Genomic DNA, 15,498 nt, shown 5'->3' with positions numbered 1-15,498 from the left:
ACATCTGCAGGCAACAGCTCACTCATCAGTCACGCTTCCCTTTCTGCTGTTGCTGCAGGTATTCGTTAAAACTCGGTGGTAAAATCAGGCTGTCGTCCCACTCTGGCAATACGGCTTGCGGTGTGCGCGGCATCAACGGAATACCGCGCTCATCGCGGATCATTTGCTCGGCGCGAATGTAGTTGTATTTGCGCTGGCTGATATCCGACATAGTGGCGCCATCACGAACAATGGAGGCCCGGATAAACACCATCAGGTTGCGCTTGCGCTTGCTGACACTGGTGGATTTAAACAGGTGACCCAGCACCGGGATATCGCCCAGCAGTGGCACCTTGGACACACTTTCCTGCACATCTTCATCAATCAGACCACCGAGCACCACCACAGCACCATCGTCAGCCATCACCGAAGTACGGATTTCCCGCTTGTTGATGGTGATATCCACTGCAGTAGCGCCGCCTATGCTGGAGACTTCCTGCTCAATCATCAGCTGTACTGCGTTGCCTTCATTGATTTGTGGCGTCACTTTCAGCTTAATGCCCACTTCCTGCCGGTTGACCTGCTGGAAGGGGTTGGTGTTGTTGGAGCCCACGGTCGAACCGGTGATCACCGGCACCTCCTGACCGACCAGGAAGAAAGCCTCCTGGTTGTCCATGGTGGTAATATGCGGCGTGGCCAGAATATTGGAGCTGGTACTGGTACGTACTGCCTGCAATAATGCCGCCCAATTGCCTTGGTAAACCCCCAGCATAGCACCATTCAACCCCTGCAACGATTGTGCGAGTAACGAGTAGTCACGGTTGGAGTCAGGTGTAGTTGTGGTGATAGGCTGACCTGTGGTTGGGTCACGAACAGTGGTTGTTGTTCCCCGGGTAATTTGCGAGGCGACAGCTGCACCAGCAGCCACATCGACAATAGGCACCACATTGCCGGTGCGGAAGTTGGTGCCACCGCCATGCTCGTTGATCCACTGCACGCCTAAATCGGTGCCGGTACCATCGAATACTTCAACAATAATGGCCTCCACCAGCACCTGAGCACGGCGGATATCCAACTGGCGGATCACTTCCTCCAGCGAACGTAACAAGTCCGGCTGGGCAGTAATGATCACTGAGTTGCTATCGGCATGGGATTCAATACTAACACCACGCCCTTGCTGGCTGCGCCGTCCCTGCGGTTGTTGCTGTTGCGAGCTGCTCACTTCGCTGACGATGCTTTCACCGACACTTTTCAACACCGGCACCAGCTCATCGGCCTTGGCGTACTTCAGGTAAAACACCCGGGTATTGCCGCTGGTTTCCAGCTCGGCATCCAGCCGGCGCACCAGCTCCACCACCCGCTGCCGCGCCTGCGGCTCACCACTCACCACCACACTGTTGGTGCGTTCATCGGCCACGATGCGAGGGATTAAAAAGTCTGGTTGCTCACCACGCCCTTGGGAGCGGTAAATACTATCCAGCACCCGCACCATCTCGCTGGCTGATCCATAGTTCAGCCGGATGATTTCGACTTCCTGATCGCCCGCCCGATCGACCCGCTGAATAATATCAACCAAACGATTTACCACGGCCGCAGGGCCTGTCATCATAATCACATTGGACGGATCGTAATTGACCACATGGCCACTGCCGGCCTGATTACTGAACTGCCGCAGCAAAGGGGCCAATTCGCGCACCGACACATTGCGCACCTGCACCACCCGGGTCACCATCTCATCGCCAACGCCAGGGTTCTCATCACCGACCACCGGGATATTGGAGGTTTTGGCGTCTTTGGCTCGCACCACTTTTAAAATGCCACTTTCCATTTCCACCACGGCAAAACCGTATACCTCCAGCACATTTAAAAAGAACTGGTAGTACTGCTCAGCATTGAGCATCTCATGGCTGCGCACATTGACCCGACCACGCACCTGCGGCTCAACAATGATGGTGCGCTCTAAATTCATGCCAACAATGTTGATGAACTCATTGATGTCGGTGCCACGGAAATTGGGCGAATACATCACTTCTTCGTTGCTGTGCACCGAAAAACTAAGCGCAGCCGCCAGGCTGACGACGGCAAGTTTGCGGCAAAGCCGCGTGACAAAAGACCCTGACTGCATGTTGACTATCACCATCTGCTGAATCGTTATTATTGGGACAGGTTAAACTGAATGTCGATCAGCTCACCATCCCGTTCTATGCGCACGGAAGCATCGCTTGCTTCGCGTAGTTGTCCAAGTACCTGATTGGCCTGTTGCAGGTCGGTCAATGGAATACCATTGATTTCGACCGCCAGATCATTGGGCCGAAAGCCCAGTCGCTGAAATAAGCCCGGATCCCGACCAGGCATCAGCCGAAAGCCACGCAACTGCCCATCAGGCTGATGGGGCGTGACCCGAATAAAATCGAAAAATCGGGTCGGCTCAGCCAGAATAGCCTCCCGTTGCGCTGCAAATTCGGCTTGATCCAGACTAGGCGCCTCCGCTTGTGGGCTAATCATTTGCGGCTCATCGTCTTGATCTGACCGGCCCAAACCCACATTGGCCTCGGCGATACGGGTAAATTCAATACCATCCAGCATCAGGGTTTCAAAACGACCCGCCACCTGCAGCAATACCCTGTCATTAAATACCTGATACAAGTTGGCGTTGGTGCCTTCAATTTGTTCGCCTACTTTATAAGCAAGCTCAGAGCCACGGCTTTCAATGACGGCACTGCCCAGATTAGGATCTCTGCCCGACACCAAGCCAGTCAGCTTGACATTCAGGCGGGTCTTGGGTGCTTCGGTCACCACCGGTTCAGGCCGAACCTCGGCTTGTTCGCTGGCTTTACCGAACAGGGAAAAGCTGAGCAAGCGCTGCAAGTCGGTTCCACTGCGCGCTGTCGTTGTAATGCGCTCACTGCCAGCCTGCCAGGGTTCCGCAGCTGGCTGTGGCAACAACTGCCAGGTTAACCGTGCCAGCAACCAGCCCAGCAACAGAATCAACACCACCGACAAAACACGGCTTAGCAACCTTTGCGGTAAACGCTGGGTCAAATGATTCAGTTGTAGGGTGAGGGACTGCCAATTCATCGGTTAAATTCTTATAATAGGTGACGGCTCATCTTACTGAGTTGTCACTCAGACAACAAGGGGCACGACAAAGTTTCACAGATTGTTAACTGTGATTCCGTCGTCGATGACCTACTGTATAACAGATGAGTTCAAGCGACCAGAGGATTATGATGAAGACACAATCAAGCCAGGACTCACCAACCGTTCGGCTGGACAAATGGTTATGGGCCTGTCGCTTTTACAAAACCAGAACCCTGGCAAAAAACATGATCGATGGTGGCAAAGTGCATTACAATGGCCAGCGCTGCAAAGCCAGTAAACTGGTTGAGATAGGGGCCACCATTAAACTGGCGCAGGGCTATGATGAAAAAACTGTGCGGGTCAAAGCCTTGGCAGAGAAGCGCTTGTCCGCCCCTCTGGCACAAGCCTTGTACGAAGAAACCAGCGACAGCCTGGCCTTAAGGCAAGAGCGGGCTGAGCTGCGCAAAACCAACAGCTTATTTGCGCCGCACCCAGACACCAAACCCGACAAAAAGATGCGGCGGCAATTGCTGCTGATCAAATCCCAGCAATGAGAAACATGATGAGTTCAGATACTTTATTTCGCTTTCTATTTCAGGAACGTAACGTGCGCGGTGAAATCGTCGATTTAGCCGCCAGCTTGCAGCAGATGTTGCAAAATCACGATTATCCTTTCCCGGTCAAACAACTTTTAGCCGAAATGGTGGCAGCAACCAGCCTGCTCACCGCAACGCTGAAGTTTGAAGGCGACATCTCGGTGCAACTCCAAGGCGATGGCCCCATCCGCTATGCCACTGTGAATGGCAGCGATCAACAAGTATTTCGTGGCGTGGTCCGCATGCAAGCCGAAGTTCAGGGCGAAGGCTTAAAAGCGCTGGTAGGGGAAGGCTATTTGCTGGTCACCATCACACCACATCAGGGCGAACGCTATCAGGGCATTATTCCACTAACCGGCGACAGCTTAAAAGAAACTCTGGAGGCCTATTTTATTCAGTCTGAGCAGCTGCCTACCCGGGTTTATTTGTTCACCGATATGCAGTCCGAGCAGGTTAAAGCAGCCGGGATGCTGTTGCAGGTGTTGCCGGTTGAACAAGAAAAGTCCCGGCAGGACTTCGACGACCTGGTGATGCTGGCCGATACCATCACAGCTGATGAACTGTTGAATTTACCGGCTGCTGAAGTGGTGCACCGACTGTTTCATCAGGAAGTTGTGGAAGCCTTTCCGCTGCAGCCGGTGCGATTTGAATGTGGCTGCTCTCGGACGAAGTGTGCCTCTGCCATTGTCAATCTTGGTGCCGATGCCATCAGGGAGCACCTGGCTGAAGGCCAGTTGGATATCCAGTGCGAATACTGCCTGACCAACTACCGGTTTGATACCGCTGACTTAACAGACTTGCTGCAATCCTTTGAAGGTTGACCAGGCTGGCTAGTGCCCGTCCTGACAGGCGGGTACCCGCATGGCCCAGGAGGCAGTTTCAGGACAGCAATGCAGCCATGGACTAGTTGCCTGCTTTGGCTTTTAGCGGCAGATACACCCGCGCCACCAGACCGCCATGGGCATGGTTGTGTAGGGTGATCTCACCGTGATGCATGTCGATAATTTTCTTGATGATGGCCAGACCTAACCCCGAGCCACCCGACCCACGGGCAATATCGCCCTGGGTAAAGGGCTCAAACATGGCTTGCATGTTGGCCTCGGGAATACCCGGGCCATGGTCGCGAACCTGCAGATAAACCATGCGCCGGCCCCGCTCAAAGCCGGTACTGATTTCAATATCACCCGTACTGTAACGCAGCGCATTTTCCAGCAGGTTGTTCAATACCCGCTTCATGGCAATACGTCGAACCGGTACTTTTGGCAAATCTGCTGCCAACTCATGCAATAACTGCCGCTGCTGCAAATGCTCCGACTCCAGCAGCTCTTCAATCAAGTCATTCAGACACAACCATTGCAGTGCTTCATCTTTATGATGGCGAATAAAATCCATAAACTGATCAATAATCGCATTCATATCCTCGATATCATTGATAATACCATCTCGGATCCAGGCATCCTGCTCCGGCAGCATCTCGCTGGCAAGTCTGATACGGGTCAGCGGTGTGCGCAAATCATGGGAGACCCCGGCCATGAGCAAAGCTCTGTCTTGTTCCAAATGCTTGATGCCGGTGGCCATTTGATTAAAAGCCCTGGTTACCGCGCGAATTTCACTGGAACCATTTTCCGCCAGTGGTTCGGGAATTTCACCACGTCCAACGCGAAGCGCAGCCTGTTGCAAACTTTTCAGGGGGCGGTTCAGGGTGCGGGCAAACCACCAGCCACCAGCCACACTCAACACCCCAATCATCAGTAAATAGAAGGTCAATAAGGAGAAGCTGCTTTCATCCAGCCCGGAAAGTGGAATGCGGATCCAAAAGTCCGGTGCCTGTGGTGCCCGAACCCAAAATGCCAGCTGTTGTCCCTGCTCGATACGTACCTCGGCCGGTCCTCCCAACTCTTCGGACATGGTGGTCGACATAAACTGATAAAATCGAGCTTGCTCTAAACCGTGGCTAAATGCCAGTGTCTCAGGGTAGACCTCTATATCGGTTGCATCTTGAAAACGCCTGGCCATAGCTTCCGTCAGCAGCGGCTCGTCTTGATCGTAGTCAATAAAGACCACTTTGATTTGCTTAGCAATTAAATGATTGATTTGTTGGGCTGTAGGCTTAATCACATGAAAAGCCACCGTGACATAGGACACCAGTTGATTGATTAGCAGCAGCAGACCGATCAGCAATACCGTCTGACCAAAGGCACTACGTGGCAGTAATCTCATTTACTGACGGCACCATCCGGCACAAAGACATAACCTAATCCCCAGACCGTTTGAATGTAGCGAGGGTGCGCCGGATCATCTTCCAGCATACGTCGCAGACGGGAAACCTGCACATCAATGCTGCGCTCCATCGCCGAGTAATCGCGGCCACGGGCCTGATTCATGAGTTTATCGCGCGATAAAGGCTCACGCGGATGACTTACCAGCACTTTGAGCACCGCAAACTCACCACTGGTTAATGGCAATACCTCATCGTTCTTACGCATTTCCCGGGTAGCCAGATTAAATTGAAAAGGCCCAAAAGATACGATGGTTTCTTCCTGTGATGGCGCACCAGGCAGCTCTTTGCTTTTGCGTCTGAGCACAGCACGTACGCGGGCCAGCAACTCACGCGGGTTAAATGGCTTGGGTAGGTAATCGTCAGCACCCATTTCAAGACCAATAATGCGATCCACTTCATCGCCTTTGGCCGTTAACATAATGATAGGGATCAAATTCTCTTGCTGGCGTAGCTTGCGGCAAATGCTGAGGCCATCTTCGCCGGGCAGCATCAGATCCAGCACCATCAGATGAAAGTGCTCACGCTCCATCACTCGCTGCATCTGTTCATAATCTGCCACAGCCCGAACCTGAAAGCCCTGCTCGACCAGATAGCGCTCCAGTAAAGCGCGCAAACGCACATCATCATCCACTACCAGAATTTTTGTCGTTTCCGTGGTCATGCCCTGCCACCCCATCACGTTTTTGCCACTATAAACCAAAACAAACCCGGGGAAGAGCCCCGGGTTTGAAAACAGTGTTACAAAATTTTTCTGTCAGTGTTCACTGCTGCTGCATGCGTTCATACTCAGCGCGCGGAATACGCTTCATAGGTGGGTTGACCCAATGCATCTGATTCGGCAAAGCACTGTTACGATTTGCCGCTTCAACCAAGCGCATTTGCTCATAATCCATCACCCAGACATAATCTGGCTTTGTAATGGAAGAACAACCACTCAGACCAAGCAGCGCTGCAGAACACACAGAGAGTATCATCTTTTTCATCTGCATATACCTCCAAATCCCACCTAAGTATAGTTCATTTTTTATACGATCAATATTTAGGAAAAGACTTTGTGACCAGTTGCCGGTTAACTGCCACCAAAGGCTTTAAATTGTGTCTTTCAGCCCCCATGAAGCAGAATCTAGTCATTGGAACAATCCGGGCTTCGCATGAGAACCAACTTAATCAGCCGGCAAGGTTACCTTAAACTGCAACAAGAGCTGGACCAGCTATGGCGGGTTAAACGCCCTGAAGTGACGCAAAAAGTCAGTTGGGCCGCCAGTTTGGGGGATCGCAGTGAAAACGCGGATTACCAGTACAATAAGAAACAACTGCGCGAAATCGACCGCCGGGTTCGCTTTATTCGTAAACGGCTGGAAGTATTGCGGCCGGTGGATTACGCACCGGAGCAAGAGGGCAAGGTGTTTTTTGGTGCCTGGGTGGAGGTAGAAAACGACGATGGCGAGGTACGCTGCTTTCGTATCGTTGGGCCGGATGAAATCTACGGTCGGCGTGATTACATCTCCATTGATGCACCCATGGCGCGCGCTTTGCTCGGAAAGCAAGTCGATGACGAGGTGCAGGTGCCCACACCAACCGGCCGGAAAAACTGGATCATCAATAGCATAGCGTACCGGCTTGAAACAGATAGCAACGCCTGAGCAATTGCCATTGGATTTTTGCCATAAGAACAGGGACAATTCGTCCAGCTAACACAACATCGCTCGGCGACATGCCGGGCCCATGCCAGAGCTTAGCTACTGGTCACAGGAAACACGCATGATAGTAAAGCTTGAACAACAAATCGCCGCTGAAATTGCAGCTCGTCCGGAGCAGGTCGTTGCGACCATCCAATTGCTGGACGATGGTGCCACCGTCCCATTTATCGCCCGCTACCGCAAAGAAGTCACCGGCGGTTTGGATGATACCCAGTTACGCACCCTGGAACAGCGTCTATCGTACTTGCGCGAGCTGGAAGAACGGCGTCAACTGATTTTAAAAACCATCGCTGATCAGGGCAAACTAAGCCCCGAGCTGCAGCAAGACATTCTGGCCGCTGACAACAAGACCCGGCTGGAAGATTTGTACCTGCCATTCAAACCTAAGCGCCGAACCAAAGGCCAGATGGCGATTGAAGCTGGGTTGGAACCACTTGCTGATGCCTTGATGGCCAATCCTGAGCTAAACCCTGAGCAGGAAGCGCAATCCTATCTAAATGTCGACGCTGGCTATGCCGACAGCAAAGCCGTGCTGGATGGCGTTAAGTACATTTTGATGGAACGCTTCGCTGAAGATGCCAACCTACTGGCAAGGCTGCGTCAACAACTCAGCCAGCATGGGGTGCTAAAAAGCACTGTGGTGGCTGGCAAAGAAAAGGAAGGCGCCAAATTTCGCGACTATTTTGAGCACAGTGAGCTGTGGCGACAACTGCCATCGCACCGGGCGCTGGCGATGTTCCGTGGCCGCAATGAAGGCTTCCTGCAATTGCAGCTACTGCCCGACAGCGATGAAGCCGAAGCACACCAACGCTGTATCGCAACGGTTGCCAGCCATTTTAACCTGAGCAATCAAGGCCGGGCAGCTGATGTTTTCTTGCAAACCGTGGCGCAGTGGACCTGGAAAGTGAAGCTGCATCTACACCTGGAAAATGATCTGCTGAGCGAACTGCGTGAGCGCGCCGAAGCAGAAGCCATCAAGGTGTTTGCCCGCAATATGAAAGACTTGTTGATGGCAGCACCAGCCGGCCTGCGCCCCACCATGGCGCTGGATCCTGGTCTACGTACCGGCGTGAAAGTTGTGATGCTGGATGAGACCGGCAAACTGCTCAGCAGCCAGACCATATTTCCACATGCACCACAAAATCACTGGGATAAGTCGCTGCGTACCTTACAAAACCTCTGTCAGCAGTTCAAACCAGAGCTGGTGGCCATCGGCAATGGCACGGCTTCACGTGAAACCGACCAGTTGGTGGCCGAGCTGATGAAAAAGCACCCGGAGTTGAAACTGACCAAGATCATGGTGTCCGAAGCCGGCGCCTCGGTGTATTCAGCATCGGAGTTTGCTGCGCAGGAGTTTCCGGATTTGGATGTATCCTACCGTGGTGCTGTTTCCATCGGCCGTCGCTTGCAGGACCCGCTGGCAGAGCTGGTGAAAATTGAGCCCAAAGCCATTGGCGTTGGTCAGTACCAACATGATGTCAACCAAAGCCTGCTCAGCAAGTCGCTGGAAGCGGTGGTGGAAGATTGTGTCAACGCGGTCGGCGTCGATCTAAATACCGCCTCGGTGCCCCTATTGAGCCGGGTAGCAGGCTTGAATAAAACCCTGGCACAAAATATCGTACTACACCGCGAGCAGCATGGCCGCTTTAGCAACCGCAAAGAGTTGCTAAAAGTGGCCCGACTGGGCCCCAAAGCCTTTGAGCAAGCTGCTGGCTTTATGCGCATAAGTGCGGGCGATAACCCCCTGGATGCCTCTGGTGTGCACCCGGAAGCCTACCCGCTGGTGGAGAAAATTCTGGCTCAACACCAAAAGTCGGTGCAGGACATTCTGGGCAATAGTGATTTTATCAGCCAACTGAAACCGGAAGACTTTGCCGATGCTCACTTTGGTATTCCAACCATCAGCGATATTTTAAGCGAGCTGGAAAAGCCCGGCCGGGATCCGCGCCCTGAGTTCAAAATGGCCAGCTTTAAAGAGGGTGTCAACACCATCGACGATTTAAAACCTGCCATGTTGCTGGAAGGTGTAGTCACCAATGTCACCAACTTTGGTGCCTTTGTCGATATTGGCGTGCACCAGGATGGTCTGGTGCATATCTCCTCGCTGTCTGATACCTTTGTCAGTGATCCACACAAGGTGGTTAAGGCCGGCGACATCGTCAAGGTCAAAGTGTTGGATGTAGATAAAGAGCGCAAACGCATCGCCCTGACCATGCGGATGGATGAACAGCCCGCTCAGGCGGCACTAACCAAGGCACCAGCCAGCAAAGGCAAAAGCCAAGCGCCTCGGGCAGCCAAACCAGCCAAGGCGGCAGCACCAGCCAACGCGGCCATGGGCAATGCCTTTGCCGATGCATTGGCAAAGCTGAAAAAGTAAGTAGGGTAAAACCCGGTTAGAACTTACTGCCCGGTTCATCGAGACTCAGGCTTGTTGACGCAGACTGCTTAACGAAGGCTGGGTGGCTTGCTGATAAAAACCGGCAATCACCTGGCTGCGCCGTTGCAGGGTTTCGGTGTCGGAGACAGCAGGCGTATTGGCCTCTGGTACACGAATTTGTGCTTCGGCGGCTCGGTCAGCCATCGCCCGCCGCGGCGCTGATGGCTCATTGCTGCGGCTTATCGCTTCTTTGGCCATCGCGGCTCTGGCTGCCAGCATCCTGCGACTGGCTTCAGCGGCAATGCGCTGATCGGCTGCTGAGGGCTCAGCCGGTGCTAATGCCGCGGCACGCACCTGCTGCATTTTTTGTACTGTGGCCTGAGGATTAGCCGGGATCTCCGATAGATCAATTTGTACTTCGCCACCAACGGCGTACTGATTGCCATCGGGGCCACGCTCATAGGTGTAAGTTGGCGCACTGGCGTATTGGCCGCCTACAGCCGCGTGGGCTTGTTCGTGGGCACGCACTTCACGATCCCGGGCTTGCAGCTCGCGCAACTCCTGTTGCTCGGCCCGATCTTGCTGGCGCTGTTGCTCCTTATCAGAACGGCTCTCTGGATCTCGCTCGGCATCCTGTTCCCGACCGCGCACGGCAGCATTGGTTTCAGTCTGTGCTTGCTCATTGCGCTGTTGATTACTGTTGGCCAGAGGCTGCTGTTGTTTGGCTTTATCATCACTGGCAATCGGCTTTTCCGCCGAGTTCTTGGCAGCTTCCTGCACTGGCTCAAACAAATCCCGCCGTTGATTATCCCGGCGCGCCATCTCCGTCGCCGGATTGGCGGTATTCAGGCTGACATTGGGATAATGCGACGTGATCAGCATAACAGCTACACCTTGGTATCGATCAAAGTACCGAGCACACTGCTGGCTGTTTCAATGGAGCGCACATTCGCTTCCGCCAGCCGCTGTTGAACGGTGAGATCAATCAGACTGGATTCCAGGCTGGGCAATGCTGCTGTTGCCGATGGCACTGGTGGCTGAGCAGTGGGCACAGCCTCGGCTTCGACTACCGGATCAGCTGGTCGTTGGGTTTGACGGTTGATAGTGAGCGTGCTTTGCGTCATAGCGTCAGTGGCCGACTGCACGCCTTGCATGCCGGAGGCAAAAGCCGACTGGATATTCATAAGCACCTCATTAAACCACGACTGCAATGGTTAATTATTAACCATTTCGGGTAAAAAATAAAGCTTTGCTGCTTTATTCACCAGGTAACTGCGGTCGGATTTGCTGTAACCAGGCCGCACTTTCTGTTGGGTGCGATATAAAGGGCGCATGCGAAGCATGGGCAAAACAATGGGTCTGGGCGGAGGGCATCAGTTGCTGCAGGGCTTGCTCTACTCCAATTGGAACCAGTGTATCCAACCGGCCAAAAGCGGCATGCACCGGCAGCGGTAAACTTGCCAGCTCAGCACGCAGATCACAGCTTTGCAGCAGCGCCAAACCACCAGTGACAGCTTCTGGCTTTGGTTCCGGCAGTTGCAAAATAGCCTGACGCAACTGCTTGATATCGTCTTTAGCACTGGCACTGCCCATTGCCTGAATAGCTAAAAAGCGCTGGATAGTCAAAGGTATATTGTTACTGAGCTGCTGCTGAAACTGGGTGAAGATACGCGCTGACATGCCAGGCCAGTCGGTTTGCGCCATAAAACAAGGCGATGCCGCCAACAATGCCAGTGCTTGCACCTGTTGCGGGTAACAACGTGCCAACTCAATGGCAACCAAGCCCCCCAGTGACCAGCCGCAAAGCACGGCTTTGGCCGGTAGCTGTGGCTGCAACAACTCTGCCAACATAGTTAAAGTGTAAGGTTCAGGACAATCTTTACTCAATCCAAACCCAGGCAAATCCAACGTATGCACTTGCCAGTCCTGTTGCAGTAACGGCAGCCACTGCTGCCAAACGGCCTGATTCATGCCCCAGCCATGCAGTAATACTAAATTCGGCTTGCTCTGTTTGCTCACCTGAACCATACTCCGAAATAAACATTAGATACACATTTATGCTACAAAAGATATTGCATCAACTGATGCCTAACCGCTGTCTCTGGTGTGATTTACCTGTGCATCAGGCCGGGCAGCAAATGTGTAGTTGCTGCCAGCAGGCATTGCCCGGTTTTGACATCGTCTTTTATCACGGCAACTTGCTCTGGCTGCCAGCTGTGCAGCAAGGGTTACCCACGTTATACGCCGAGCGCTTAGTGAGTCTGAGCTGGTATCAACCACCTTACGATTATGCCATCAGCCAGTGGAAGCTCCAACATCAGCTGGCAGCCGGCCACTGGCTGCTGCAACAATTCCGTCAGTTAGCCCAGCAGTATCAGGCAGCGGGTTTCCCACTACCCGACTGCCTCTGCTTCATCCCCATGCCGACCTGGCGCTATCTCGACCGGGGCTTTAATCAGGCAGAACTGTTGGCAGAGGTGCTGGCAAAGACGTGGCAGATACCGGTTTTGCCCTTACTGCAACGTCAGCGCAGTGGGCTGCATCAGCGGCAACTAAAACGCTGGCAACGGCAACGCAACAGTGAGCGGCTGTTTCAACTCAACCCTGTCTATCGAAAGCAGCTAAGTCAACTTGGCCAAATCGCGTTGGTGGATGATGTCATCACCACTGGCAGTACCCTGAAGCAGGCTGGTGGCTGCCTGCAGCGGGGCGGTGCCAAACCGCTGCAACTCTGGACTTTAGCCATTACTGCTAAAGACAGGCGTCACCGTTAGATCGCATGCTGAAACCACATCTTTGTTGTCTCCTGCTTAGGTGTTAGCAGCTTTATTCGTCGTCCTCAGCCTGGGATTGGGCGCTGAAGCTGTGCCCAAGATAGATGGCATTGACCAGCAAACGACTGGAGCCTTTAAAGTAGCCACGAAATACCGGATTATCCGTCATTGCAATCACCCGGCCACGGCCATGATTGTGTGCCAGCAAAGCCGCTGCCTGACCAATTCGCGGCACAAACTCCGGCGCGGTATAACCAGCCAGATGCGGCTGCTCACTGTACAGAGCAACATTTACAAAGGGTGCATGCGAAGGCTGCAACAGCAAGGTGCTGTTTTTAAACAATGGCAGGCGGTCACGCGGCAAACCGAATGTTAGCGGATGGCTGCGATCCAGCTCTGCTTCAAAAATAGCTCCGGCAATGCGTTGTCGGGCAGCCAGCGCTTCCTGATCACTGTATCTGAGCTGCTGGTGGGAAATCATCCGGTTCATTTCCGCCGGTTGCCAAACCTGAGCCTGCAGCAACTCATGCTGCACCAGCCAGCTCACCGCGCGTTTTTGCCCCCAAACAATACCACCGTCATTCAACCAGCGCCGCAGTGCCTCTTGCTCTGCACTGTTCCATTGTTGGTAGCTGCCATCTGGCAAGATGATGTGGCTGTAACGGCTGAGGTCGATGCGACTAAAACGCTCAGGTTCTACCATACTCGGTGAGATCCCTGCCAAACGTTCCAGGTTGTACCAAAGCTCACCAGCTTCGGTCGAATTAATACCGGGCCCGGCAATCAGCAGCACCTGAGGCAACTGCACCGGCACAAAGCGGAAGCTGCCTAGATCACTGCCTGCTGGCGTTAAACCCGTTTGAATGGCAAATACCGGCAACGCAAAGCGCTGCTGAGCTGCTTGCAAACGGGCAAACCAATCGGACTCTTGCTGCAAACCGGCTGGAATCAATACCGAGCCGGCGACAAAAGACTGGGGGCCATCATTGGTGATGGCCGTAAAATCAGCCTGAGCCATTCTGGCCACCACGCCCTCAGCCAACAGAGCCTGCAACAACAATGGGGCCTTTTGGTCTTGCCAACCAAACGCATAGGCATAAGCACCGGCCTCTGGTGCAGGCACAGATTGAACAGCTTCAACCCAGGGTTCATTCGCCAGGGCTCTGGCTGGATCACGCTGTACCTGTCGATACTCGATGTTGTAGGCGTAAGGTAAAGTCCAGCTGGAAACATCGTAAAAGGTATTGTCAGGGAAGTTTTTCCGGGTACTAAAAGCGCCTTTCAGTAAGCGGTACTGGGCTTGTTGCAAGGGTACAAAATAACTTTCTCCAGCCTTGTAGCTGTACTGTCCATCCTGCCAGTCGCGTTGCAGCGGGAAAGCCTCAATCTGGTGCTGGCGCAAAAGCCGCAACAAAGCATGCAGCCGGGTTTTGTCATCCACCTCGGTCAGCATATAACCACGAAAGCTTTCCTGACGGGCCTCCGTTTGGCCGAGCCGGAAAAAGTCTTGCTGATAGCGCTGGAGCTCGGAGCGATACTCAACCGCTCCGCGGATGGTCGATAACGACGTCAGCAACTGGTTGCGAATGGTGCGTTCAAAGGTCAACAGCCCATGAATGGACTCCTGCACATGACCACGGCTGCTGGCCTGCTCATACAAAATACCAATGCCGCCGGTCACATCCGGATAGGTGGAGCCTTTGCCGATGTAAAAATCATCAAAGCTTTCTTCGGTGTAATACAGCTCTTTGGCTTGGTCCAGGCTGGCGGCATGAAACTCAGCCAAGGTGCGGGTCAGTTCAAAATTGCGTTCTGGCGTTAGCGGATAATTGCGGCTTGGGATCCCAGGCTGAAAAAAATAGGTGCTGTTGGTGCCCATTTCATGGAAGTCACCCAACACCTGTGGCAGCCAGCGATGGTACTCGCTAATTCTGGCCTGGCTTTCCGGGTGTTGCAGCAACAACCAGTCCCGGTTTAGATCAAACCAGTAATGATTCGGCCGGCCATTGGGCCAGGGCTCAACATGCTCGCGGTGTTGCGGATCGGCCACAGGTGTCTTACCACGATGCATATTGACCCAATGCGAAAAACGATCATGCCCATCCGGGTTGAGACTGGGTTGAATGATGATCACGGCTTCGTCCAGCCACTGCTCTACTTCACTGCTTTGGACTGCAGTCAGATAATAGGCCAGTGCCACTGCGGCATGGGTCGCACTAGGTTCGTTGCCATGCACACCATACCCAAGCCAGATAATCACTGGTGCATCCTCTGCCAACGTTTGGCCCTGACTTTGCGCCAGGTTCTGCTGCCGGATGCTGTCTAGCCGTGCAAGATTCTGCTCGGATGAAACCACCAACTGCAGCAAAGGACGACGTTCATGGCTATAGCCTATTACCTGCAAAGTGGCGAGTGCTGAATGGGCCGCCAGACGCTCAAAATAATGCTGTATCTGGTCGTGCCGCCAGTGCCACTCCCCCATGGCAAAACCGGCCGTTTGCTCTGGCCGAGGTACGTCAGCATCGAAAGATGCTTCAGGCCAAACGGCAACTGCGGGCAAACTGCAGGCAAGCAACAGAAGAAGCAGGATTTTTTTCATAGCAAAGTCTCCAATCTCATTGCTTATAGTGTCCAATAAAGCCATGGCAAACTCAAGCTGGGCTGGAAACCAGCTACAAGGAAGAGTATGATAGGCTATACCCTAGTAAAT

Annotated in this window: 14 protein-coding genes; 5 read left to right on the top strand and 9 right to left on the bottom strand. The window is 53.4% G+C overall.

Annotation, left to right across the window (positions count from 1 at the left end):
• Window positions 1-25: 25 nt before the first annotated feature.
• The gene (gene gspD, locus BLW37_RS14310) at window positions 26-2,104 is read right to left on the bottom strand and encodes a type II secretion system secretin GspD (protein WP_091344045.1); all 2,079 of its coding nucleotides are present in this window, start codon (window positions 2,102-2,104) and stop codon (window positions 26-28) included.
• A 29-nt stretch (window positions 2,105-2,133) separates the two neighbouring features.
• Complete coding sequence (gene gspC / locus BLW37_RS14305; protein WP_091344043.1) at window positions 2,134-3,057, bottom strand: type II secretion system protein GspC; 924 nt, start codon at window positions 3,055-3,057, stop codon at window positions 2,134-2,136.
• A gap of 152 nt (window positions 3,058-3,209) precedes the next feature.
• On the opposite strand from gspC, the gene hslR reads away from it, so the two are divergent.
• On the top strand, window positions 3,210-3,614 hold the full coding sequence (gene hslR / locus BLW37_RS14300; RefSeq protein WP_245785747.1) for a ribosome-associated heat shock protein Hsp15: 405 nt from the start codon (window positions 3,210-3,212) through the stop codon (window positions 3,612-3,614).
• A 5-nt stretch (window positions 3,615-3,619) separates the two neighbouring features.
• Window positions 3,620-4,477 (top strand): Hsp33 family molecular chaperone HslO, encoded by an 858-nt coding sequence (gene hslO, locus BLW37_RS14295; RefSeq protein ID WP_171907635.1) that lies wholly within the window; start codon window positions 3,620-3,622, stop codon window positions 4,475-4,477.
• An 82-nt stretch (window positions 4,478-4,559) separates the two neighbouring features.
• Here the strand turns inward: hslO and envZ are convergent, their stop codons facing one another.
• From envZ to BLW37_RS14280, 3 genes are all read right to left on the bottom strand, one after another.
• Window positions 4,560-5,876, bottom strand: coding sequence for a two-component system sensor histidine kinase EnvZ (gene envZ, locus BLW37_RS14290; protein WP_091344039.1), 1,317 nt, complete (start codon window positions 5,874-5,876; stop codon window positions 4,560-4,562).
• Window positions 5,873-6,598: an osmolarity response regulator transcription factor OmpR gene (gene ompR, locus BLW37_RS14285; protein WP_091344037.1), complete on the bottom strand. Its 726-nt coding sequence runs from the start codon at window positions 6,596-6,598 to the stop codon at window positions 5,873-5,875. Before ompR ends, envZ begins: the two co-directional genes overlap by 4 nt.
• 100 nt (window positions 6,599-6,698) lie before the next feature.
• The gene (locus BLW37_RS14280; protein WP_139243729.1) at window positions 6,699-6,920 is read right to left on the bottom strand and encodes a hypothetical protein; all 222 of its coding nucleotides are present in this window, start codon (window positions 6,918-6,920) and stop codon (window positions 6,699-6,701) included.
• Window positions 6,921-7,088: 168 nt separating this feature from the next.
• Between BLW37_RS14280 and greB the strand changes: the two genes are divergently transcribed.
• Window positions 7,089-7,580: a transcription elongation factor GreB gene (greB, locus tag BLW37_RS14275; protein WP_091344033.1), complete on the top strand. Its 492-nt coding sequence runs from the start codon at window positions 7,089-7,091 to the stop codon at window positions 7,578-7,580.
• 118 nt (window positions 7,581-7,698) lie between these two features.
• Window positions 7,699-10,014 carry a Tex family protein gene (locus BLW37_RS14270; protein WP_091344031.1) on the top strand — a complete coding sequence of 772 codons (2,316 nt, stop codon included), beginning with the start codon at window positions 7,699-7,701 and terminating at the stop codon, window positions 10,012-10,014.
• A 45-nt stretch (window positions 10,015-10,059) separates the two neighbouring features.
• Here the strand turns inward: BLW37_RS14270 and BLW37_RS14265 are convergent, their stop codons facing one another.
• From BLW37_RS14265 to bioH, 3 genes are all read right to left on the bottom strand, one after another.
• Window positions 10,060-10,896 (bottom strand): putative metalloprotease CJM1_0395 family protein, encoded by an 837-nt coding sequence (locus BLW37_RS14265; protein ID WP_091344029.1) that lies wholly within the window; start codon window positions 10,894-10,896, stop codon window positions 10,060-10,062.
• A gap of 5 nt (window positions 10,897-10,901) precedes the next feature.
• Window positions 10,902-11,198: a hypothetical protein gene (locus tag BLW37_RS14260; RefSeq protein WP_091344027.1), complete on the bottom strand. Its 297-nt coding sequence runs from the start codon at window positions 11,196-11,198 to the stop codon at window positions 10,902-10,904.
• 73 nt (window positions 11,199-11,271) lie between these two features.
• Entirely contained in the window at window positions 11,272-12,042 is a 771-nt protein-coding gene (gene bioH, locus BLW37_RS14255; protein WP_091344025.1) for a pimeloyl-ACP methyl ester esterase BioH, read from the bottom strand.
• Window positions 12,043-12,098: 56 nt separating this feature from the next.
• Between bioH and BLW37_RS14250 the strand changes: the two genes are divergently transcribed.
• On the top strand, window positions 12,099-12,788 hold the full coding sequence (locus tag BLW37_RS14250; protein WP_091344023.1) for a ComF family protein: 690 nt from the start codon (window positions 12,099-12,101) through the stop codon (window positions 12,786-12,788).
• 52 nt (window positions 12,789-12,840) lie between these two features.
• Here BLW37_RS14250 and BLW37_RS14245 read toward each other — a convergent pair whose 3' ends face one another.
• Window positions 12,841-15,387, bottom strand: coding sequence for a M14 family zinc carboxypeptidase (locus tag BLW37_RS14245; protein ID WP_091344134.1), 2,547 nt, complete (start codon window positions 15,385-15,387; stop codon window positions 12,841-12,843).
• Window positions 15,388-15,498 lie beyond the last annotated feature (111 nt).

The sequence above is a fragment of the Alkalimonas amylolytica genome (genome assembly GCF_900107845.1).
Taxonomy (GTDB): Bacteria; Pseudomonadota; Gammaproteobacteria; order Enterobacterales; family Alteromonadaceae; genus Alkalimonas; species Alkalimonas amylolytica.
Note: the sequence above shows the minus strand (reverse complement) of the source record. Positions and strands in the feature narration are given on the sequence as shown.

Coding starts and splice junctions, on each gene's coding strand:
- BLW37_RS14250 (WP_091344023.1), top strand. CDS start 12,099: ATGCCTAACCGCTGTCTCTGGTGTGATTTACCTGTGCATCAGGCCGGG.
- hslR (WP_245785747.1), top strand. CDS start 3,210: ATGAAGACACAATCAAGCCAGGACTCACCAACCGTTCGGCTGGACAAA.
- greB (WP_091344033.1), top strand. CDS start 7,089: ATGAGAACCAACTTAATCAGCCGGCAAGGTTACCTTAAACTGCAACAA.
- gspD (WP_091344045.1), bottom strand. CDS start 2,104: ATGCAGTCAGGGTCTTTTGTCACGCGGCTTTGCCGCAAACTTGCCGTC.
- bioH (WP_091344025.1), bottom strand. CDS start 12,042: ATGGTTCAGGTGAGCAAACAGAGCAAGCCGAATTTAGTATTACTGCAT.
- ompR (WP_091344037.1), bottom strand. CDS start 6,598: ATGACCACGGAAACGACAAAAATTCTGGTAGTGGATGATGATGTGCGT.
- hslO (WP_171907635.1), top strand. CDS start 3,620: ATGATGAGTTCAGATACTTTATTTCGCTTTCTATTTCAGGAACGTAAC.
- gspC (WP_091344043.1), bottom strand. CDS start 3,057: ATGAATTGGCAGTCCCTCACCCTACAACTGAATCATTTGACCCAGCGT.
- BLW37_RS14265 (WP_091344029.1), bottom strand. CDS start 10,896: ATGCTGATCACGTCGCATTATCCCAATGTCAGCCTGAATACCGCCAAT.
- BLW37_RS14270 (WP_091344031.1), top strand. CDS start 7,699: ATGATAGTAAAGCTTGAACAACAAATCGCCGCTGAAATTGCAGCTCGT.
- BLW37_RS14280 (WP_139243729.1), bottom strand. CDS start 6,920: ATGAAAAAGATGATACTCTCTGTGTGTTCTGCAGCGCTGCTTGGTCTG.
- BLW37_RS14260 (WP_091344027.1), bottom strand. CDS start 11,198: ATGAATATCCAGTCGGCTTTTGCCTCCGGCATGCAAGGCGTGCAGTCG.
- envZ (WP_091344039.1), bottom strand. CDS start 5,876: ATGAGATTACTGCCACGTAGTGCCTTTGGTCAGACGGTATTGCTGATC.
- BLW37_RS14245 (WP_091344134.1), bottom strand. CDS start 15,387: ATGAAAAAAATCCTGCTTCTTCTGTTGCTTGCCTGCAGTTTGCCCGCA.